The sequence below is a fragment of the Vibrio algarum genome, from assembly GCF_028204155.1.
Lineage (GTDB): Bacteria > Pseudomonadota > Gammaproteobacteria > Enterobacterales > Vibrionaceae > Vibrio > Vibrio algarum.
Genome location: NZ_JAQLOI010000001.1, coordinates 637800 through 657719, shown reverse-complemented (window position 1 = coordinate 657719; position 19920 = coordinate 637800). Strand labels below are relative to the sequence as shown.

18 protein-coding genes and 2 pseudogenes are annotated in these 19920 nt (G+C 41.0%); 12 read left to right on the top strand and 8 right to left on the bottom strand.

The genetic code is table 11. The annotated features are described in order from the left end of the window. Positions 1-31: 31 nt before the first annotated feature. Together PGX00_RS03305 and PGX00_RS03300 are read right to left on the bottom strand one after the other, a co-directional pair. Positions 32-2437, bottom strand: coding sequence for a bifunctional aspartate kinase/homoserine dehydrogenase II (locus PGX00_RS03305; protein ID WP_272132753.1), 2406 nt, complete (start codon positions 2435-2437; stop codon positions 32-34). Beyond that, a complete protein-coding gene (locus PGX00_RS03300) occupies positions 2438-3604 on the bottom strand; it encodes an O-succinylhomoserine (thiol)-lyase (protein WP_272132751.1) in 1167 nt (388 codons plus the stop codon). A 216-nt stretch (positions 3605-3820) separates the two neighbouring features. Between PGX00_RS03300 and metJ the strand changes: the two genes are divergently transcribed. After that, complete coding sequence (gene metJ, locus PGX00_RS03295; RefSeq protein WP_195704547.1) at positions 3821-4141, top strand: met regulon transcriptional regulator MetJ; 321 nt, start codon at positions 3821-3823, stop codon at positions 4139-4141. Between the two features lie 143 nt (positions 4142-4284). Here metJ and PGX00_RS03290 read toward each other — a convergent pair whose 3' ends face one another. Together PGX00_RS03290 and rpmE are read right to left on the bottom strand one after the other, a co-directional pair. Next, positions 4285-5544 carry a malic enzyme-like NAD(P)-binding protein gene (locus PGX00_RS03290; RefSeq protein WP_272132747.1) on the bottom strand — a complete coding sequence of 420 codons (1260 nt, stop codon included), beginning with the start codon at positions 5542-5544 and terminating at the stop codon, positions 4285-4287. A 193-nt stretch (positions 5545-5737) separates the two neighbouring features. Further along, positions 5738-5953: a 50S ribosomal protein L31 gene (gene rpmE / locus PGX00_RS03285; protein WP_272132745.1), complete on the bottom strand. Its 216-nt coding sequence runs from the start codon at positions 5951-5953 to the stop codon at positions 5738-5740. A 318-nt stretch (positions 5954-6271) separates the two neighbouring features. Here rpmE and priA point away from each other — a divergent pair. From priA to rraA, 7 genes and pseudogenes are all read left to right on the top strand, one after another. After that, positions 6272-8471 (top strand): annotated as a pseudogene (priA, locus tag PGX00_RS03280) (primosomal protein N'). A 181-nt stretch (positions 8472-8652) separates the two neighbouring features. Next, positions 8653-9656, top strand: a pseudogene (cytR, locus tag PGX00_RS03275) (DNA-binding transcriptional regulator CytR). 127 nt (positions 9657-9783) lie between these two features. Then, a complete protein-coding gene (locus PGX00_RS03270) occupies positions 9784-10329 on the top strand; it encodes an SPOR domain-containing protein (RefSeq protein ID WP_272132743.1) in 546 nt (181 codons plus the stop codon). 134 nt (positions 10330-10463) lie between these two features. Further along, positions 10464-10982 carry an ATP-dependent protease subunit HslV gene (gene hslV, locus PGX00_RS03265; protein ID WP_272132742.1) on the top strand — a complete coding sequence of 173 codons (519 nt, stop codon included), beginning with the start codon at positions 10464-10466 and terminating at the stop codon, positions 10980-10982. 29 nt (positions 10983-11011) lie between these two features. After that, a complete protein-coding gene (hslU, locus tag PGX00_RS03260) occupies positions 11012-12346 on the top strand; it encodes an HslU--HslV peptidase ATPase subunit (RefSeq protein ID WP_272132741.1) in 1335 nt (444 codons plus the stop codon). A 112-nt stretch (positions 12347-12458) separates the two neighbouring features. Then, positions 12459-13376 (top strand): 1,4-dihydroxy-2-naphthoate polyprenyltransferase, encoded by a 918-nt coding sequence (locus tag PGX00_RS03255; protein ID WP_272132739.1) that lies wholly within the window; start codon positions 12459-12461, stop codon positions 13374-13376. Between the two features lie 78 nt (positions 13377-13454). After that, positions 13455-14003, top strand: a complete 549-nt coding sequence (gene rraA / locus PGX00_RS03250) for a ribonuclease E activity regulator RraA (protein ID WP_272132737.1) — start codon at positions 13455-13457, stop codon at positions 14001-14003. 60 nt (positions 14004-14063) lie between these two features. Here rraA and zapB read toward each other — a convergent pair whose 3' ends face one another. Next, positions 14064-14306 carry a cell division protein ZapB gene (zapB, locus tag PGX00_RS03245; RefSeq protein WP_272132735.1) on the bottom strand — a complete coding sequence of 81 codons (243 nt, stop codon included), beginning with the start codon at positions 14304-14306 and terminating at the stop codon, positions 14064-14066. Positions 14307-14632: 326 nt separating this feature from the next. On the opposite strand from zapB, the gene glpX reads away from it, so the two are divergent. The 3 genes from glpX (at position 14633) to PGX00_RS03230 (ending at position 16831) form a co-directional block, all read left to right on the top strand. After that, the gene (glpX, locus tag PGX00_RS03240; RefSeq protein ID WP_272132733.1) at positions 14633-15640 is read left to right on the top strand and encodes a class II fructose-bisphosphatase; all 1008 of its coding nucleotides are present in this window, start codon (positions 14633-14635) and stop codon (positions 15638-15640) included. Positions 15641-15784: 144 nt separating this feature from the next. Next, complete coding sequence (locus PGX00_RS03235) at positions 15785-16408, top strand: helix-turn-helix transcriptional regulator (RefSeq protein WP_272132732.1); 624 nt, start codon at positions 15785-15787, stop codon at positions 16406-16408. Between the two features lie 96 nt (positions 16409-16504). Beyond that, entirely contained in the window at positions 16505-16831 is a 327-nt protein-coding gene (locus PGX00_RS03230) for a DUF3135 domain-containing protein (RefSeq protein WP_272132730.1), read from the top strand. Between the two features lie 124 nt (positions 16832-16955). Here the strand turns inward: PGX00_RS03230 and PGX00_RS03225 are convergent, their stop codons facing one another. Then, entirely contained in the window at positions 16956-17279 is a 324-nt protein-coding gene (locus PGX00_RS03225; protein ID WP_272132729.1) for a DUF805 domain-containing protein, read from the bottom strand. Positions 17280-17296: 17 nt separating this feature from the next. After that, positions 17297-17644, bottom strand: a complete 348-nt coding sequence (locus tag PGX00_RS03220) for a 5-carboxymethyl-2-hydroxymuconate Delta-isomerase (protein ID WP_272132727.1) — start codon at positions 17642-17644, stop codon at positions 17297-17299. Between the two features lie 231 nt (positions 17645-17875). Between PGX00_RS03220 and tpiA the strand changes: the two genes are divergently transcribed. After that, complete coding sequence (gene tpiA / locus PGX00_RS03215; RefSeq protein ID WP_272132725.1) at positions 17876-18646, top strand: triose-phosphate isomerase; 771 nt, start codon at positions 17876-17878, stop codon at positions 18644-18646. Between the two features lie 140 nt (positions 18647-18786). On the opposite strand, the gene pfkA is transcribed toward tpiA, so the two are convergent. Beyond that, positions 18787-19749 carry a 6-phosphofructokinase gene (gene pfkA, locus PGX00_RS03210; protein ID WP_272132724.1) on the bottom strand — a complete coding sequence of 321 codons (963 nt, stop codon included), beginning with the start codon at positions 19747-19749 and terminating at the stop codon, positions 18787-18789. Between the last annotated feature and the right edge of the window lie 171 nt (positions 19750-19920).

Here is a 19920-nt window from a genome sequence, read left to right as displayed (position 1 = left end):
ATTTGCATGGGGATTAATTTTAATATGAAAACTAAAGCAAATTAGATATACGATTAATATCTGATTGCAACGCGCCTGCGGTGACTTCTCTGCCGGCACCAGGGCCTCGAATAACTAAAGGATTATCTTTATACCATGCACTTTCTATAGCAAAAATATTGTCACATGGAAGTAAGTTTGCCAATGCGTGTTCTCTATTTAGCTCTTCTATTCCAACGGTTGCCTTACCACCTCTTTGTAACCGGGCAACATAACGCAAAACCTTATCTTCACGTTGCGCTTTCTCCAACCGCTCCGCGAGCTGCTCACTTAACAGTTGACCTTGATCGAAAAACTGGTCAATAGACAAATCTTTCAATTGTTCGGGGATAAGAGATTCGACTTTCACACTTTCAGGTTCAATCTTTAAACCTGACTCTCTAGCAAGAATCACCAATTTCCTCATTACATCGGAACCATCTAAGTCACAACGAGGATCAGGTTCAGTTAACCCTTGTTGCCAAGCTAACTCTACAAGCTCACTGAATGGGACAGAACCGTCAAATTGCTGAAAAAGCCAAGATAACGTACCAGAAAAAATCCCAGAAAGTGCTGTTATCTCATCACCGCTTTCTCGTAAATCGCGAACGGTATGGTTAATAGGTAAACCGGCTCCAACCGTTGCGTTATAGAACCAATGCCGACCAGTTTTTGTAAAAGCATCCTGTACTTTGTGATAAAAGTCGCTAGAAGCTGAACCAGCCACTTTATTTGCTGAAATAAGATGGAAACCCTTTTCAGCAATATCAGGATACTTCATCGAAACCGCTTCGCTTGCAGTCACGTCTAACACAATGACTTCATCGTATTCTTGTTGATGACTAAGTTGCTCTAACCAATCATCACCATTACTGTCGATAGCTTCATCATCATAACGATTAACAACACTTGCTGAGTCGATACCATTAAAGTCCATCCAGTAGGTTTGACTGCCAACAATGCCAATCAAATCAAAACTCATACCTCGACGCTTCTCTAATTCAGTTTGCTGTTTAGAAAATAGTTCTAGCCAACTTGATCCAATATTTCCTTTACCACACAATACCAACCCAACGCGTTTTTGCGCCTGAAAGAGCTGAGTATGGATACCCTGTACAAGAACTGAGGTATCTGACGTTCGTAAAACAGCGGCTAAGCTCAAGCCTGATTCTGCATCACACATAAACTCAACGGGGGCATTTTTAAGCTGTTGATAAAAACCGTGGCTATGAATTGGGTTTTTTGTCACTCCTGCACCAACAGCAGCAACCATCGAGTAACCCTCTTTTAGACGGATATCAGCTTCAATTGCAGCATCATGTAAATAACCAAGAGCACCAGAAGCAACTTCAGCGGTATAAGCAAGAAGCAATTCACCTTGATCCGCTTGAACTTCATAGGCTAGCGGTTGGAGTTGCGCTCGTTGCAAGCTTTGTAAAACTTCGTCTTTGGCTCTTTCAAACTCATGAGCATGACTAAACAACAATTCAATAAGCAACACTTCATCTAACGAGGTAACTATCTTGGCTCCTCTACCAGAGGCCAATACTCTCTCTATTCGAGTGGACCCGGCTTCAGGTTGATAGCTACATCTAAGCTCTAAATCCATTGTACTCTGTGCGACCGGTTGCAAAGTTCTACTATGTAAAACAGGTGCAGCCAATCGAGCTAATTCGCTCGCTTCATCAAGTCGGAGAAGGGGAAGTAAGCACGCGTCATTAACCTTGCGAGGATCGGCACTATATACACCACATACATCACTCCAAATAGTCACTCGGCTCGTTTCCGCTAACGCACCAATCACCGTAGCGGAATAATCTGATCCGTTTCGACCAAGTAAAACCGTGTCACCTTGACGATTTTTAGCCATAAAACCTGTAACAACAAGTCGATGCTGAGAATGCTGCGCTAATACTTCTTTTAATAGCGGCCAAGAATTTGAACGGTCTACCTCTGGCTGCGTGCCAATATCAGCCCTTAAAAAATCTCGTGAATCTATTGCCACTGCAGGCATTTCTGCTTGAGATAGAAGTGCAGAAAGCAACCTCGATGACCATATTTCTCCATGTCCGAGAACCTGAGCTTCTTGCTCCAGAGTCAATGGAATTTGTAAATCACCCAAAGCAGAAAATTCCGTATGAAGACGATCCAATAATTCATTTGGAGATTCTAATAGCTGCTCTATCAAAGTCGAATGAAAATGACGTAACGACATAAGTAACTCATGCGCTGTTCGTCCATCTTTTTTTAACGCACTTAACCAATTTATAAGTTGGTTGGTCGTATCCCCAGCGGCAGACACAACAATTAAATCTTCACTTTGAGAGTACTCAGCAAGAATATTAACTACACGTTTATAACACTCTGCATCAGCTAAGCTGCTTCCACCAAACTTGTGAAGTTGACGCGTAACTGTCATTTAGACTGTCTCCTGAACTTTGTTAAATGCGTTTGTTAGATCTTCAATTAGATCTTCACTGTCTTCCAGTCCAACCGATAATCTCAGTAAAGACTGAGCGATGCCAGCCTCTTTAAGTGCTTCTTCACCCATTGCTCTATGAGTCATTGACGCTGGATGGCATATCAAACTTTCTACACCACCAAGCGATTCTGCTAGAGAAAAGAGAGTAAGTGCGCCAACAAACTCTTTTAGTTTTTCCATTGAACCATTAAATTCAAAACTTAACATTGAGCCAAAACCAGATTGTTGCTTCTTAGCAACCTCATGGCCCGGATGCTCAGGAAGGCTTGGATGATATATAGTTCCGACAAGTTCCTGTTTAGATAGGAAAGCTAAAATAGCTTGGGAGCTTTCTTCATGTATTCTCATACGAGCCCCTAGCGTTCTTATCCCACGCAATGTCATATAGCTATCGAAAGGCGTTCCTGTTGCTCCAATACAATTCCCCCACCATGCAAGCTCTTCTGCATGCTCTTTAGTCTTGGTTACTATTACACCACCAATGACGTCCGAATGGCCGTTTATATATTTGGTCGTTGAGTGAATCACAAAATCAGCACCCAGTTCTATAGGCTTTTGGTATATAGGTGTCATAAAGGTATTGTCGACTGCAACCAACGCATCAACAGCATGTGCTTTCTTGCACGTCTCTTCTATATCAACAACCCTTACAAGTGGGTTTGACGGCGTTTCTAGAAGAACCAATTTAGGTTTTTTAGCCAGAGCGGACTCAAGTGCTTGTTGGTCTGACTGATCGATAAAGAGAACATTAAAGTCGCCTTTTTGTGCCCTCGTATTAAATAGCCGATAAGTGCCCCCATAACAGTCATTAGGTGCCACAATAAGATCATTGGGGCCAATAAAAGCAGAAACCCATAAATTTAATGCTGATGTACCACAGTTTGTCACAACTGCACCACTTCCTGATTCCAGTTCAGAAAGTGCGAGCTCTAACATGCCTCGATTTGGGTTGCCTGATCGCGTGTAGTCATATTTCGGCACATCACCAAAACTAGGAAAACTATAATTAGTCGATAAGTAAATTGGAGGCACAACGGCATGAAACTGAGAGTCAGTTTCAATACCCGTTCGAACGGCGATAGTGGCAGGTTTCTTTTGTGTCATGAGCTGGCTTTCCTTTCGATAAAATCCGTTTTTATTTTCTTTATGGGCTAACTATAACTGAATCCCGGACATTAGAATCAATATCAAGACACTTTACTGCTAGTTTTTTGAGACGTCAATACCTCTAGACGTCTATATGTCTTTGCTTATGGCGGTAAATCCCGCTAGAATTCTATTCCATAATTATTTTATGACTATTTTGACAAAAGGTGAGCAATGGCTGATTGGAATGGCGAATACATAAGTCCATACGCAGAGCACGGAAAAAAGAGTGAACAAGTTAAGAAGATCACCGTTTCTATCCCTCTGAAAGTTTTGAAAATTTTGACTGATGAGCGTACCCGCCGTCAAATTAATAATTTACGACATGCAACGAATAGCGAGTTACTTTGCGAAGCATTTCTACACGCATATACAGGTCAGCCATTACCAACAGATGAAGATTTGAGAAAAGATCGCCCTGATGATATTCCAACTGAAGTTAAAAAATTAATGACAGAAATGGGAATTGAATTTGAAGCGTTTGATGAAGAGTAAATAATAAGCTTGAAAAAAGTCGTTCTAAATAACACTTTCGTGTAATGCTGCTCGATTAAGGTTATCTATACCTATTATCCTGACGAAACCGATGTCGTTACCTCCACAAAAGTGGTGATAACGACATCTATATTGAACCGATATTAACTCATATAATTTTTTGGTAGCTCAATTCTTGCAACGCCAGATTCTACCGCTGCTATCGCAACCGCTTTCGCCACGCGAGGTAGTAAACGAGGATCCATCGGTTTAGGAATAATATACTCATTGCTAAACTCTAACTTACTTACCCCTGCCGCCTTCAATACTTCTTCAGGAACAGGCTCTTTAGCAAGTTGACGTATCGCTTCAACCGCAGCCAGTTTCATTTCTGTATTTATTTCACTTGCACGCACATCTAGAGCGCCACGGAAAATAAATGGAAAACAGATAACATTATTTACTTGGTTTGGGTAATCAGAACGACCAGTACCCATAATGAGATCATCTCTTACTTGATGCGCTATTTCTGGTTTTATTTCAGGATCTGGATTCGAACATGCAAATACCACTGGCTTATCGGCCATAAGTTTGAGTGCTTCCGCAGGTAATAGATCCGGGCCAGAAACACCTAAGAACAAGTCTGCACCTTCAATAACATCTTCCAACGTACGTTTATCTGTATTATTCGCAAACATTTTCTTATATTCATTGAGATCTTCTCGGCGAGTATGGATCACACCTTTACGATCCAACATATAGATTTTTTCTCGCTGCGCGCCACACTTAATCAATAGCTCCATGCACGCTGTAGCTGCGGCACCAGCACCAAGACAAACAATCGTTGAATCGGCAAGTGTTTTACCTTGGAGTTCAATAGCATTTAGCATGCCTGCCGCAGTGACGATAGCCGTACCATGTTGATCATCGTGGAATACCGGCACATCGCAGCGTTCGATCAACTGACGCTCTATCTCAAAACAATCGGGGGCTTTAATATCTTCTAGGTTGATCCCACCAAAAGTATCGGCAATAGCGGAAACGGTATTAACAAACTCTTCAATAGTGCGATGTTTCACTTCGATATCAATAGAATCTAAACCAGCAAAACGTTTAAAGAGTAATGCTTTACCTTCCATTACTGGTTTTGATGCCATAGGACCTAAATTGCCCAAACCCAAGATAGCAGTACCGTTAGAAATCACAGCAACCGTGTTACCTTTTGCCGTATATTTATACACATTATCAATATTCTGTGCGATCTCTCTCACCGGCTCAGCAACACCTGGGCTGTATGCTAAGGCTAGATCTTCAGCTGAATCCGCTGGTTTAGTCAGTGCTACTGCAATTTTACCCGGAGTAGGGTAAGCATGATAATGAAGTGCTTGTTGACGAAAGTCATCTTGTTGGTTGTCTTCGGACATAAGATTTAGTTCCAGTTTCTATTAGGCAGGGGTGATTTTAAAAAGTACTCGTCTGTATTCGGGTAGATAGTAAATGATAGAAACAAAACTTCCTATACCGAAACGGATTAACGTCATAAAGTTTTGTTATTAGATATACGATCAAAAAAGGACGCCTAAGCGTCCTTTTAAATTCGGAATTACAACATAGCAATTATTTGCTAGATAGTGCACCGAAACGTTTGTTGAAGCGATCAACACGGCCGCCAGTATCAACGATACGTTGCTTACCAGTGTAGAACGGGTGACATTTGTCACATACGTCTAGGTGGATAGATTCTTTTGCTAGAGTCGAGTTAAACTCGAAAGAGTTGCCGCAAGAACAAGTTGCTTTAACTGCTTTATATTCAGGGTGGATACCTGTTTTCATGGGAAAACCTCATTATAGGCCGTGTCGCCATCCGATTCTAAGCCGGACACCACACGTATTTACATAACATGGTATAAATAGATATACCGTCAAGGCGCAGTATAGTAATGAAACAACGCACTGGGATCAACTAATTTGAATCTTTTTTCTACAATTTCTCCTTTTTTCACCTAGTTCACTTCTTCGGTACCACACCCCACCAATAGGCTTTTTAGATAGTTCACTACTTTATGACCCAGAAAATCAGCATTTCTCGTAATTAAGCAGCGTATCAACTACACTAACCCTTCGTTTCACTTAGCTGATTAACCATCAATAATGCGACCATCCATAGCTCAAATTGCCTTGCCAGTGCCACTAGACAAAAAGTTTGATTACCTAATTCAAGCTCATCAATTTCCAGTCGTTGGCGGTCGTGTTTCTGTCTCATTTGGCCGGCAAACCCTTGTTGGTATCGTTACCGCAATGGTTCATCAGTCGGACTTTCCAATCGATCAGTTAAAAAGCATCAAACAAGTATTAGATGTAGAACCCATTTGGCCAGATAACCTTTACACACTGCTCAATTGGTGCAGTCAATTCTACCAATACCCTCTAGGTGAAACCCTCAGCAATGCGCTCCCAACAGCGTTAAGAAAAGGAAAGTCAGCTGAATTTGCTTCGCTGATTGAATGGCAGATAACAGAAGCAGGTAAAAATCAATTAATGAGTGGCTTTGGTCGGGCAGTGAAGCAAGCCAAAGTAATGCATTTACTTGAAAACGGATCAATACCCCATCAACAAATGATAGATGAAGAAATCTCCAGCTCCGTATTAAAAACGCTAAATGAAAAAGGATGGATTTCCTCTACTGAAACAAAACCTAAAGCAACACTTTGGCCAGAACAGATTGAAAACTCAGAGGACAAACCAAAGCTAAATGAAGAACAAGCCGTCGCAATCGCAACTGTCAACAGTAACCGACGCTTTGGTTGTTACCTTTTAGAAGGTGTGACCGGTTCCGGTAAAACAGAGGTTTACCTAAATCTAATCAAACCTATTTTGGACTCGGGCCGACAAGCTTTAGTTCTTGTTCCCGAAATAGGGTTAACGCCCCAGACTATCAATCGGTTCAAAAGACGATTCAATGTTCCTGTTGAAGTCATTCATTCAGGACTGAACGAAACGGAAAGGCTCAATGCTTGGCTTTCCGCGCGACAACAACAGGCTGGTATTGTGATTGGAACCCGATCCGCATTGCTTACTCCATTTAGGGATCTCGGCATTATTATTGTTGATGAAGAGCATGACACCTCTTATAAACAACAAGACAGCTTAAGATATCACGCACGAGATGTAGCCATTATGAGGGCCCACAAAGAAAACATCCCAATTGTTTTAGGGTCAGCCACGCCTTGTTTCGAAAGTTTACAGAATGCTATCTCAGGTAAATATCATCACCTCATATTAAGCGAGCGAGCTGGTAATGCGGTCCCTGCTACACATAAAGTTTTAGATATCAAAGGGCTTTATTTGGAGGGGGTTTATCAGCCCCTTTAATCGCTGAAATGAGAAAACACTTAGATTCTGGAAATCAAGTGATGTTGTTTCTAAATCGAAGAGGGTTTTCCCCGCGTTGATGTGCCATGAATGCGGCTGGACCGCAGATTGTAAGCGATGCGATGCGTACTATACGTACCATCAAAATAGTAATGAAATGCGATGTCATCACTGTGGTTCTCAACGTCCTGTTGTACACCAGTGTCATGGATGTGGCTCAACTCAACTAGTCACGGTTGGGGTAGGCACCGAACAGTTGGAGCAGCAACTACAGTCGCTATTTCCTGAATATAAAACGCTACGTATTGATCGTGATAGCACAAGAAGGAAAGGTTCACTAGAGGCTGCATTAGAAACCATTCGAAATAACAAAGTTCAAATACTCATTGGTACGCAAATGCTTGCCAAAGGACATCATTTCCCTGACGTAACCTTAGTAGGGCTACTCGATGTGGATGGATCTTTATTCAGTAGTGATTTTCGAGCTTCAGAACGTTTAGCTCAACTCTTTATCCAAGTCGCGGGTCGAGCAGGCCGAGCAAGTAAACCCGGTGAAGTTCTATTACAAACTCACCACCCTGAACACCCTTTGCTGCAAGCTCTTCTCTACAAAGATTATCATCACTTTGCTCACACTGCGCTTAGAGAAAGAAAATTAGCAATGCTTCCGCCCTTTACCTACCTGACATTATTTAGAGCCGAAGCCAACAATAGTAGTCTAGTAGAAGACTTTTTAAGACAGGTTAGACACACTCTCGAATCAAATCCTATGTTTGACGGTTATTCTATGGTTATGGGCCCAACTCCTGCACCTTTAGCAAAACGTGCAGGTAAATCGCGATGGCAATTACTACTACAAACCCCACATAGAAGCACTATGCAAAAACTTTTGCACAGTGCAAAATCCGCAATACAACTGTTACCTTTAGCCAAAAAAGTACGCTGGTCTATAGATATTGAGCCTCAAGATCTGAGCTAACCATTTGTTACGCGAATGATTTGTACTTGTTTATATTCACCAACGAGACATTCATCACACAACATATGCAAAATTTGTTACTCTACCCGTAAATTACATTTCTCTAAAGCAATACACTTAGAGCATAAACATACAGTTACATAACAATTATTACATTTTGGATATATAGAGGTTATTATTTATGGCGACAATGAAGGATGTTGCCCAGCTTGCAGGTGTTTCAACCGCTACGGTTTCACGTGCTTTAATGAACCCAGAAAAAGTTTCTGCATCGACTAGAAAACGTGTAGAAGACGCTGTACTGGAAGCTGGATACTCCCCAAATTCTCTAGCTCGAAATCTTCGTCGGAATGAGTCAAAAACAATTGTCACCATTGTTCCTGATATTTGTGACCCCTATTTTACAGAGATTATTCGAGGTATCGAAGATGCGGCAATGGAGCATGGCTACTTAGTTCTGCTAGGTGATAGCGGCCAACAGAAAAAAGAGAAAGCTCATTCGTTAACCTGGTATTTACTAAGCAAGCTGATGGAATGCTACTGCTTGGTACTGACTTACCATTTGATGTAAGCAAACCAGAACAAAAAAATCTTCCTCCTCTGGTAATGGCTTGTGAATACGCGCCAGAGTTAGAGCTGCCGACCGTTCATATTGATAATTTAACATCAGCTTTTGAAGCCGTTAATTACCTAACTCAAATGGGTCATAAAAAGATTGCACAGATTTCAGGCCCAGAAGAAGCCGCATTATGCCAATTCAGACATCAAGGTTACCAACAGGCATTGCGTAGAGCTGGTATTGCGCTAAATACCACTTACTGCACTTATAGTAACTTTAGCTTCGAAGGTGGCGCTAAAGCACTTAGAAAATTATTATCATTACCAGATGCACCTACTGCTATTTTCTGCCACAACGACACAATGGCTATTGGTGCGATTCAAGAAGCGAAAAAACTCGGGTTACGTGTACCTCAAGATCTTTCAGTCGTTGGCTTTGATGATATTCAATTCTCTCAATATTGTGATCCACCATTGACGACGGTTTCACAGCCTCGTTATGAAATTGGCCGTCAAGCGATGTTAATGATGTTGGAATTATTGAAAGGTAGAGATGTTCGAGCTGGTTCAAGGTTATTAGAAACAAAACTCGTCATCCGAAACAGTGCCGCTCCACCTAGAGCTTAACTATCCAAACTAAATTTTAGGTATTTACATTTTTAGCGGTGCTCAATAGCACCGCTTTTTAAACTAAGATTGTCTTCCTGATGCATTCTGGATTACCATATCCCTACCGAAATTTAGCTGATATGTTATGGCCAATAGAGATTATGTAAGACGAGGCCAAGGCTCTCGTAAAAACACTAAGCGTAAAAAGGCTCCCTCAAAAAAACCGTGGAAAATGGGTTTTCTCGCCGTTCTTTTATTAGGAGGGTTTGGTTATGGTTTAACAATACTAAATAACGACCCAGAGCCACCGGTCACACCAGAAGTGAAACCGACGACTAAACCGCAAACAACGAAAAATAAAGCCAGCTTGCCAGAGTTACCTGAAGAAGAGTGGGATTATGTTAAGTCTCTGCCCAATAAAGAGATCGAGATAGAAGCTAAGGAACAAGTTATATCTGCAGTCCCATACATTATGCAATGTGGTGCCTTTAAATCTTTAAGCCAAGCAGAAAGTCGCAAAGTGAACATCGCCTTCCAAGGCATTAGTAGTAAGATTCGTAAAAAAGAAGGCAGCAGCTGGTACAAGGTTGTTTTGGGGCCATATAAGCTTAAGCGCGATGCAGAAAAAGACAAACACACATTACAAAGAGCTAAAATTGAACCTTGTGCGATTTGGAAAGAAGAGCAATAAATAATTCAAAATAAAAATTTAATCCACCAAAAAGCGAGATAGTTAACTATCTCGCTTTTTTCATCCTTGAAATCCTTCACGATTATCCTCATATATTCGCTATCTCACTAGTAAAAAGAAAAGAGGCTATTCTCGTGACTACCATTGTATCTGTACGTCGTAATAATAAAGTTGTTATTGCTGGTGATGGACAAGTATCTTTAGGCAATACCGTAATGAAAGGTAATGCTAAAAAAGTTCGCCGTTTATATAACGACAAAGTGCTTGCTGGCTTTGCTGGAGGTACCGCTGATGCGTTCACCCTATTTGAACGATTTGAAAGTAAACTGCAAATGCATCAAGGTCACCTAACCAAAGCTGCGGTAGAACTCGCAAAAGATTGGCGTAGTGACCGCGCACTTCGAAAATTAGAGGCTATTCTCGCCGTCGCCGATGAAACTGCTTCGCTTATCATCACAGGTAACGGAGATGTTGTGCAGCCAGAAAACGATTTAATTGCTATTGGTTCTGGTGGTAATTTTGCTCAAGCCGCTGCAACTGCTCTTTTAGAAAATACAGAATTAGATGCTCGTGAGATAGCAGAGAAGTCTCTGAACATAGCTGGTGATATTTGCGTATTTACTAATCATCACCACACAATTGAAGAACTATAATTTTCTGCTCAGAATTGAGGAATAACTACATGTCCGAAATGACACCTCGTGAAATCGTTCACGAATTAAACCGCCACATTATTGGTCAAGACAAAGCAAAACGTTCAGTCGCTATAGCACTACGTAATCGCTGGCGCAGAATGCAATTAGAAGAAAGCTTGCGAGTAGAAGTTACGCCAAAAAACATTTTAATGATTGGTCCAACAGGTGTTGGTAAAACAGAAATCGCACGCCGCTTAGCGAAACTTGCCAATGCTCCCTTCATTAAGGTAGAAGCGACCAAATTCACAGAAGTGGGTTACGTTGGCAAAGAGGTAGAAACCATTATTCGCGACCTCACCGATGTTTCAATAAAAATGACCCATCAACAAGCCACAGAAAAAGTAAAATACCGAGCTGAAGAACAAGCTGAAGAGCGCGTTCTAGACGCATTGTTACCTCCAGCACGTGATGCATGGGGTGAAAATGAAAAACAAGAAGATACTTCATCAAATACTCGTCAAATATTCCGAAAAAAGCTGCGAGAAGGCAAACTAGACGACAAAGAGATCGATATTGATGTTGCCGCGCCTCAGATGGGCGTAGAGATCATGGCTCCTCCAGGAATGGAAGAGATGACCAACCAACTTCAAGGTATGTTTCAAAATCTAGCGGGCAATACAAAGAAAAGCCGCAAAATGAAAATTAAAGATGCTTATAAGGCCTTAGTTGAAGAAGAAGCAGCCAAACTCGTCAACCATGAGGAGTTAAAAGAACAAGCTATCTACAACGCGGAGAATAACGGCATCGTATTCATCGATGAGATAGATAAAATCTGTAAGCGTGGTGAAAGCTCTGGTCCTGATGTTTCTCGTGAAGGCGTACAGCGAGATCTACTTCCTTTAATTGAAGGTAGTACGGTTTCAACCAAACACGGCATGGTAAAAACAGACCATATTTTGTTTATTACATCTGGTGCATTTCAAGTATCGAAACCTTCAGATTTAATTCCTGAACTTCAAGGTCGTCTGCCTATTCGTGTTGAACTAGAAGCCCTTTCTAGCGATGATTTCAAAAGAATACTAACAGAACCTAAAGCTTCTTTGACTGAACAGTATATTGCTTTGCTAAAAACTGAAGAAGTAAACATTGAGTTTTCTGAAGATGGTATTAATCAGATAGCAGAAGCGGCTTGGCGTGTAAATGAAACAACAGAGAATATCGGTGCTCGTCGTTTACATACTGTAATGGAAAGGCTCATGGATGAAATATCTTTCGATGCTACAGATAAGCCTGGATCTAAAATGGTGATTGACTCAGCCTACGTAAATCAACGTTTAGGTGAATTTATCGAAGATGAAGACCTAAGCAGATTCATTCTGTAACTTCCAATAATTACGAACGTTTTTAGATAAGCCCATCTACCCCTTTAGATGGGCTTTTTATTATTTGTGCAATTGGTATACTGCTTCCATCAAATTAAGGTAAACAATGTCAATGAAGCAGTCACTCGCAATCTGGCTAGATGCAGCAAGGCCAAAAACTCTACCACTCGCTCTCGTTACAATTACGACGGGCAGCAGCTTAGCTTATTCAAATGGCAGTTTTTCTTTTGCTGTTATGGCACTCGCTTTACTTACCGCGATACTTCTACAAATTTTATCTAATTTGGCCAATGATTACGGCGATGCTCAACAAGGCACTGACAACGATGAGCGCTTAGGCCCAACCCGTGCAATGCAGTCAGGAGCTGTAACGCAAAGAGAGATGAAGCGGGCTATTGTGCTTAATATTGGCTTAACGATCCTATCGGGCTTAGCTCTCATCTTTTATTCTCTTGAAAGCTTTACTAATATCATGGCATTTTTAGGCTTAGGGTTTCTCGCCATATTAAGCTCTATCGCTTATACCGTTGGCAATAAACCCTATGGATACGTCGGTCTAGGTGACCTGTCTGTTTTTGTATTCTTTGGCTTATTAGGTGTTGGGGGAACTTACTTTCTTCATACTGGCTTTATCCATGCTGACATTTTCATTCCTGCCATTGGATGTGGATTGTTAGCCGTTGCTGTACTCAATATTAATAATATGCGCGATATCGATAATGACCGAGCCTGTGGTAAGAAAACCGTTGCAGTAAGGCTTGGAGAGCAACCCGCGAAGTATTATCACATCATATTAATTGGATTGGCTTTTCTCTCATATGTCTATTATCTATTTAGCCACAGTACGACTATTTGGATTATTGTTCCTTTCTTTTTATCCGCTATTACCTTAGCAAAACATGGCAAAGAAGTACTGGAGTCAAGCTCTCCTGTCTCTATTGCACCAATGATGCCAGTTATTGTTAAATGCGCATCAATTACTAACATTTTGTTTTCACTGGTAGTTGTAGCTCAAACAATAGTTAGATAATTGAGCCTTGTCATTGCATTGACTCATCGAGTCGATATACTCGATAGTCTTTTCAGTAGCCAATAGAAGACAACGCATATGGAATACAACACCTCTGCTCTTTGTGATATTTACTCAGACCAAGTCGATGTAGTCGAACCAATGTTCAGCAATTTTGGTGGAAGTGCCTCATTTGCAGGTCAACTTACTACCGTAAAATGCTTTGAGGACAATGGTATTATCCGCTCGATCCTAGAAGAAGATGGTACTGGTCGTATTCTCCTAATTGATGGTGGTGGGTCTTTACGCAGAGCGTTAATTGATTCTGAAATTGCCGCGCTTGCTGAAGAGAATGATTGGGAAGGCATTGTTGTTTATGGCTCAGTACGAGAAGTAGATGAGTTAGAGGACATGAGCATAGGCATACAAGCCCTTGCTTCTATTCCTGTTGGTGCAGCAAGTCAGCAAATTGGTGACATTGATGTTCCAGTGAACTTTGGTGGCGTTACCTTTTTACCGGAAGACTATCTTTATGCGGATAACACCGGCATCATTATCTCACAAGAACCATTAAACGCAGATTTGGAAATTCTTGAAGACGATACCTTTGAAGACATCGATGATGAAACCGAAGAAGACATTCGCTAAACAATTTAATCCATTAAAAAGCAGCCCTGTGTTAGTGGCTGCCTTTTAGCTTTTAAAAAGTTACTCTACATCTTCCATCTTTCCGAGCAAAATACGTATTCTTTGCTGCCAAGCTTCATGCTCTTGACGCATCTGTTCATTCTGTTGCTCTAGATCCGAACAATTATCTTTTAATGAGGTTGTTGCTTGCTCCAAGTTTTGGTTTTTTTGCTTAACTTCTTCTAATTCCATCTGCAACAAGGTGATAGTATCAACCGCGGTTTGGATTTTTGCTTCTAACTGCTCTAGCACTTCTAAAGACATACATTCTACCTTTACTTTTGTTCTAGTTGACTGAAAGAAAATTCAGTCACGAATGGCTTTATTCTACTCACGCTTTTCAATATAAACACGTTTAATATCATGATTCTCGAGTTATATGCTCAAAATTAAAACAACTGCACTCATTTTTTTAACTTATTAAGCCTCCAATCAGCTTCATATTGAATCCAGCACAGCTAATTTTATTTTCTATCAGAAAATGACAAACTGGCGGATGAAACAAAACCAAAAAGGCAAACGTTTACTCTTTTGTATGATAGAATCCCCGCAAATTTTTTCTCCCGATTTTTTACTATTTTGGAGTAGGCATGAAACGCGATTTAGCAATGGCATTTTCTCGTGTAACAGAAGGTGCAGCACTGGCAGGTTATCATTGGCTCGGACGAGGTGATAAAAACGCCGCGGATGGAGCTGCTGTTGAGGTGATGCGTACGCTTCTCAACAAAACAGAAATCGATGGTGAAATCGTCATCGGTGAAGGCGAGATCGACGACGCACCAATGCTATTTATTGGAGAGCATGTTGGTATTGGCGGAGATGCTGTAGATATTGCTGTCGACCCGATCGAAGGCACTCGCATGACCGCAATGGGTCAAGCGAATGCTCTAGCGGTGCTTGCCGCTGGTGAAAAAGGCAGCTTTCTAAAAGCGCCGGATATGTACATGGAAAAACTCGTTGTTGGGCCTCAAGCTAAAGGCTGCATCGACTTAGATAAACCACTTACAGAAAACTTAGAGAATATCGCTCAAGCGATGGGCAAATCTCTGAATGAGCTTGTAGTAACCACCTTAGCAAAACCACGCCATGACAAAGTTATTAAAGAGATGCAAGAGATGGGTGTCCGCGTATTTGCCGTTCCAGATGGCGATGTAGCTGCATCAATTCTCACTTGTATGCCAGATAGCGAAGTTGACGTAATGTATTGTATCGGTGGAGCACCTGAAGGTGTTGTTTCTGCCGCGGTTATACGTGCCCTTGACGGAGACATGCAAGGCCGTCTGCTTCCTAGACATGAAGTAAAAGGCGATACCGAAGATAATCGCATCCACGGAAATCAAGAACTCGCTAGATGTAAAGAGATGGGCGTAGAAGCACGTATCATCTTAAAGATGGAAGATATGGCATGCAGTGACAATGTTGTTTTCTCAGCAACGGGGATCACTAAAGGCGATTTGCTCGAAGGGATTACACGCAAAGGTAACATAGCTACTACGGAAACCTTACTTATTAGAGGTCGTTGTAGAACCATTCGACGTATCAAGTCTATCCACTATTTAGACCGTAAAGACCCTGAAATTAGAGATATAATTCTTTAACTTTCCTACTTAAACATCGTCAAGCGCAGCTAATATAGCTGCGCTTTTTATTTTGCTCATTAGTTAAGGATTTGCTTTATTAATTACTTAATTCATAATAAGAACTGTAATGATAAGTTACGAGTATAATCTTAGGTACTTGCGGTGAAAACAACGGATAGAATATTACAGAAACTCAAGAGTGAAGGTTCTTTGACAGCAAAGAACCTTGCAGACGATCTTAACATGACGAGCATGGGAGCACGTCAACACCTGCAGACGTTGGAAGAAAACGGCTTGTTAGAGTTTTATGATTTAAAGGTAAAGGTAGGACGCCCTACACGCCATTGGCGGCTTACATCTAGAGGACATGCACAGTTTTCCGACCGTCACGGAGAACTTACCGTTCAAGTCATCGAAGCCGTCGGCACATTATTTGGGGAGGATGGTATAAAAAAAATCGCGTTAGAGAGGGAAAAACAAACATTAGAGAAATACAGTGAGTCAGTATCAAAATTCACTGACCTTAAAGGTAAACTGCAACAACTTAAAAATCTTCGTGTTGAAGATGGCTACATGGCAGAGTTAACCGAAGTGGGTAATGCATTTATCTTAATCGAAAATCACTGCCCTATTTGTAAAGCTGCAAAAAGTTGTCCTAGCTTGTGCCTATCTGAACTGAATGTATTTCAAAAATTACTTGGTGAAAACTGCAAAGTAGAACGCACTGAACACATAATAAAAGGCGAAAGGCGCTGTGTTTATCATATTCGAGACACACTGAACTAGACAATGATTAGAGGCAATTTTACCCCTCGGACTAGCTAAAATTGACTACACTTATATGAATGTAAAATAATGTAAGCGTCAATTACAGGAGGGTTAATGCCACAAATTCAGTATGATCAAACACTTCCATCTTTTGACGAACTGGTCGAATTAGCTCAAAACAATCCCCAAGGTTTCGAGACGTTTAAGCGTAAAGCATGCGAACAAGTGATCACTGGCGCATCAGAAGAAATGATACCGAGACTACGCGCCCAACAAAGTCATATTGATCGAGTTATTAGTCACTGCAAAAACCCATATCATATCAATATTGTTTTAGCGAGGGAGCTGAGTCTTCAGGTTGTTAAGATGCATGAGGTGCTGGAAGGAGAACATAACTTAGACGATGGCGCTGAAATAATTCCATTTTCTCCACGCCATTAATTAATGACAAATACAATACGCTACCTTATTGGAGGTTTGCCGTACTGATTTTCTTCTTTATTGCCTTCAAACAAACCACACTCAGCAAATATCCATGCACCGCATGCCATAGCAGACAGAGATATTATAGATTGCACCATAGAGGGTTGGAATTGCCCCCTGCCTCCGCTACAGGTATCATGAATCGGGTCAACACAAGAGGTAAATGCAATACTAACCAACGCAAAGATTTACCCCTATCGTGCCAACGCTTTCCTGTTATCGCTAGATCAGGAATAACCAATAGCACTAAAATTACTGGAAGCACCATACTATCCGACTCTGGAAACAGATTTTTCACTAAAGTGGCGACAGTAATAATCATTAGAAAGTAGAACGCATTCCACAGCCAAAAAGTTCTGCGACTTGCTCTTCCTCGAAATGAAAAAAGCAGTTCAGGTATCGACATCAATATTTACCTTAAATTTAATTGAGTACCTTCTTGAAGGTACTTCTATCCATATCACGCATGTTCACCGACACGCTTTTTACTGTCCCAGCTTGAGCAGTTAGGACATCAATAAGCTGATGAGACAACTTGTTTTTTTGTTCGTCTGACCGACCAGATAACATCTCAAACGTAATATGAATAAAGTCTTCACTATCATCATATTCGCCAATCAACCATTGATGACATCGCAAAGCACGAGACTTCACATCATCGGCTTGAAATAAACCACAATCCAAAGCAACCTGATGAAGGTCCTTTAATAACCCCTGAATATTTACTCTATCTTCAACGGAGTTAGTGTATTCCAATACAATATTTGGCATTTGATATATTTCCTTAAGTCAGACTGAATCAAAATACAGTAATCCGAGCAAATTTCTAAAGTTTAGCTATTATTTTGTATGCTGGATCAAGTTTGACTAACAACCGTACAGATCTAAAGCCAAAGATTCGATAAAGAAATGATTCGTGTCATGATCTAACAGGCTTTATCTGTTATATTCTTTCGAAATATTGTTTATTTTTTACATTAATTACTTTTTGGAGATATTCTTATGCGTCATCCTGTAGTTATGGGTAACTGGAAACTTAACGGTAGCAAAGCAATGGTAACTGAGCTACTAAACGGACTTAACGCTGAGCTTGAAGGCGTAACTGGTGTTGACGTTGCAGTTGCTCCACCAGCACTTTATGTTGACCTAGCTGAGCGCTTGATCAAAGAAGGTGGCAACAAAATCATTCTTGGTGCTCAAAACACAGATTTAAATAACAGTGGTGCATTCACTGGTGATATGTCTCCAGAAATGCTTAAAGATTTTGGCGCAACTCACATTATCATCGGTCACTCAGAGCGTCGTGAATACCACAACGAATCTGATGAATTTGTTGCACAAAAATTCGCATTCCTTAAAGAAAATGGCTTAGTTCCTGTACTTTGTATTGGTGAGTCAGAAGCACAAAACGAAGCTGGTGAAACTGTAGCAGTATGTGCTCGTCAACTAGACGCAGTAATCAAGACTCAAGGCGTTGAAGCTCTAAATGGTGCTATCGTTGCTTACGAACCAATTTGGGCAATCGGTACTGGTAAAGCTGCAACAGCTGAGCAAGCACAAGAAATCCACGCAGCTATCCGTGCTCACATCGCTCTATCAAGCGAAGAAGTAGCTAAGAACCTAGTTATTCAATACGGTGGTTCTGTTAAAGATAGCAACGCAGCAGAACTATTTGGCATGCCTGATATCGATGGCGCGCTAGTTGGTGGTGCAGCACTTGATGCAAAAGGTTTTGCAGCAATCGCTAAAGCAGCTGCAGTAGCAAAAGCTTAATTTATTCATATCATCTAAGCTTTGCGCTTAGTGGTGACAAAAAAGTCAGCCAAGGCTGACTTTTTTATTTATAAAGCATTACAAAAATAAAAACGGCCACTAATCTCTTAGTGGCCGTTTTTATCAGTTTCTAATTAAGTCTAGAACAATTCGTCTGCAACTTTATATAAATCTGTACGTACTGGACGCTTCATATTCTCGATAGCATCGATTATATCATGGTGAATCAGCTCCTCTTTTTGGATACCAACACAACGACCACCTTCACCTTCCATTAGAAGATGGACAGCGTAATTACCCATGCGAGATGCTAAAACACGGTCAAATGCCGTCGGACGACCACCACGTTGAATATGACCAAGAACCGTTGCACGAGTCTCTCGACCTGTAGCCGCTTCGATATCTTTAGCAAGTTCATTCGCATCCATCATTAGCTCTGTTAGCGTAATAATGGCATGCTTCTTACCTTTAGCGATGCCGCTTTGAAGACTTGCAATTAACTCTTCTTTGCTCCATGGCTGTTCCGGAGTAATGATGTACTCACAACCACCAGCAATCGAAGCCATTAAGGTCAAATCACCACAATGACGCCCCATAATCTCAACAATAGAAATTCGTTGATGCGATGATGACGTATCACGTAGACGATCAATATTATCAATAACAGTGTTAAGCGCTGTTAAGTAACCGATAGTGTAGTCAGTACCAGCAATATCGTTATCAATAGTGCCCGGTAGGCCAATACATGGGTAACCCATCTCAGTTAGCTTCTTAGCCCCCATGTAAGAACCATCACCACCGATAACGACTAATGCTTCGATACCATGTTCGTTTAGATTCTCAATCGCTTTTTCACGAGTTTTTACTTCTCTAAACTCTGGAAAACGCGCAGAACCTAAGAAAGTACCACCACGGTTAATCACGTCAGAAACACTAGAACGATCTAATTTTTCAATACGGTTTTCATATAAGCCTTGATAGCCGTCGTAGATACCATACACTTCAATACCCGCTGAAAGTGCGGTACGTACTACGCCACGAATGGCTGCGTTCATCCCAGGTGCGTCACCGCCACTTGTCAAAACACCAATCTTCTTAATCATGCTCACCCTCGATTTTTAAATCAAATTTACAAATTTTAAATACCAACATTGTCATCATGTAATATTGTTTATAACAATATCGGCAGAATTCTTAATAGCCATTTCCTATATTCGCTCATTGCGCTTCTTGCGTCTTAGGGAGCCAATAAATGATGTAATTTATTCATTTAT

Excerpts from the sequence above, each read along its gene's own strand:
- PGX00_RS03300 (WP_272132751.1), bottom strand. The coding sequence starts at position 3,604 with ATGACACAAAAGAAACCTGCCACTATCGCCGTTCGAACGGGTATTGAA.
- PGX00_RS03255 (WP_272132739.1), top strand. The coding sequence starts at position 12,459 with ATGAAGCAGTCACTCGCAATCTGGCTAGATGCAGCAAGGCCAAAAACT.
- PGX00_RS03225 (WP_272132729.1), bottom strand. The coding sequence starts at position 17,279 with ATGTCGATACCTGAACTGCTTTTTTCATTTCGAGGAAGAGCAAGTCGC.
- PGX00_RS03230 (WP_272132730.1), top strand. The coding sequence starts at position 16,505 with ATGCCACAAATTCAGTATGATCAAACACTTCCATCTTTTGACGAACTG.
- PGX00_RS03270 (WP_272132743.1), top strand. The coding sequence starts at position 9,784 with ATGGCCAATAGAGATTATGTAAGACGAGGCCAAGGCTCTCGTAAAAAC.
- metJ (WP_195704547.1), top strand. The coding sequence starts at position 3,821 with ATGGCTGATTGGAATGGCGAATACATAAGTCCATACGCAGAGCACGGA.
- rraA (WP_272132737.1), top strand. The coding sequence starts at position 13,455 with ATGGAATACAACACCTCTGCTCTTTGTGATATTTACTCAGACCAAGTC.
- glpX (WP_272132733.1), top strand. The coding sequence starts at position 14,633 with ATGAAACGCGATTTAGCAATGGCATTTTCTCGTGTAACAGAAGGTGCA.
- rpmE (WP_272132745.1), bottom strand. The coding sequence starts at position 5,953 with ATGAAAACAGGTATCCACCCTGAATATAAAGCAGTTAAAGCAACTTGT.
- pfkA (WP_272132724.1), bottom strand. The coding sequence starts at position 19,749 with ATGATTAAGAAGATTGGTGTTTTGACAAGTGGCGGTGACGCACCTGGG.
- PGX00_RS03305 (WP_272132753.1), bottom strand. The coding sequence starts at position 2,437 with ATGACAGTTACGCGTCAACTTCACAAGTTTGGTGGAAGCAGCTTAGCT.
- PGX00_RS03220 (WP_272132727.1), bottom strand. The coding sequence starts at position 17,644 with ATGCCAAATATTGTATTGGAATACACTAACTCCGTTGAAGATAGAGTA.
- zapB (WP_272132735.1), bottom strand. The coding sequence starts at position 14,306 with ATGTCTTTAGAAGTGCTAGAGCAGTTAGAAGCAAAAATCCAAACCGCG.
- tpiA (WP_272132725.1), top strand. The coding sequence starts at position 17,876 with ATGCGTCATCCTGTAGTTATGGGTAACTGGAAACTTAACGGTAGCAAA.
- hslU (WP_272132741.1), top strand. The coding sequence starts at position 11,012 with ATGTCCGAAATGACACCTCGTGAAATCGTTCACGAATTAAACCGCCAC.
- PGX00_RS03290 (WP_272132747.1), bottom strand. The coding sequence starts at position 5,544 with ATGTCCGAAGACAACCAACAAGATGACTTTCGTCAACAAGCACTTCAT.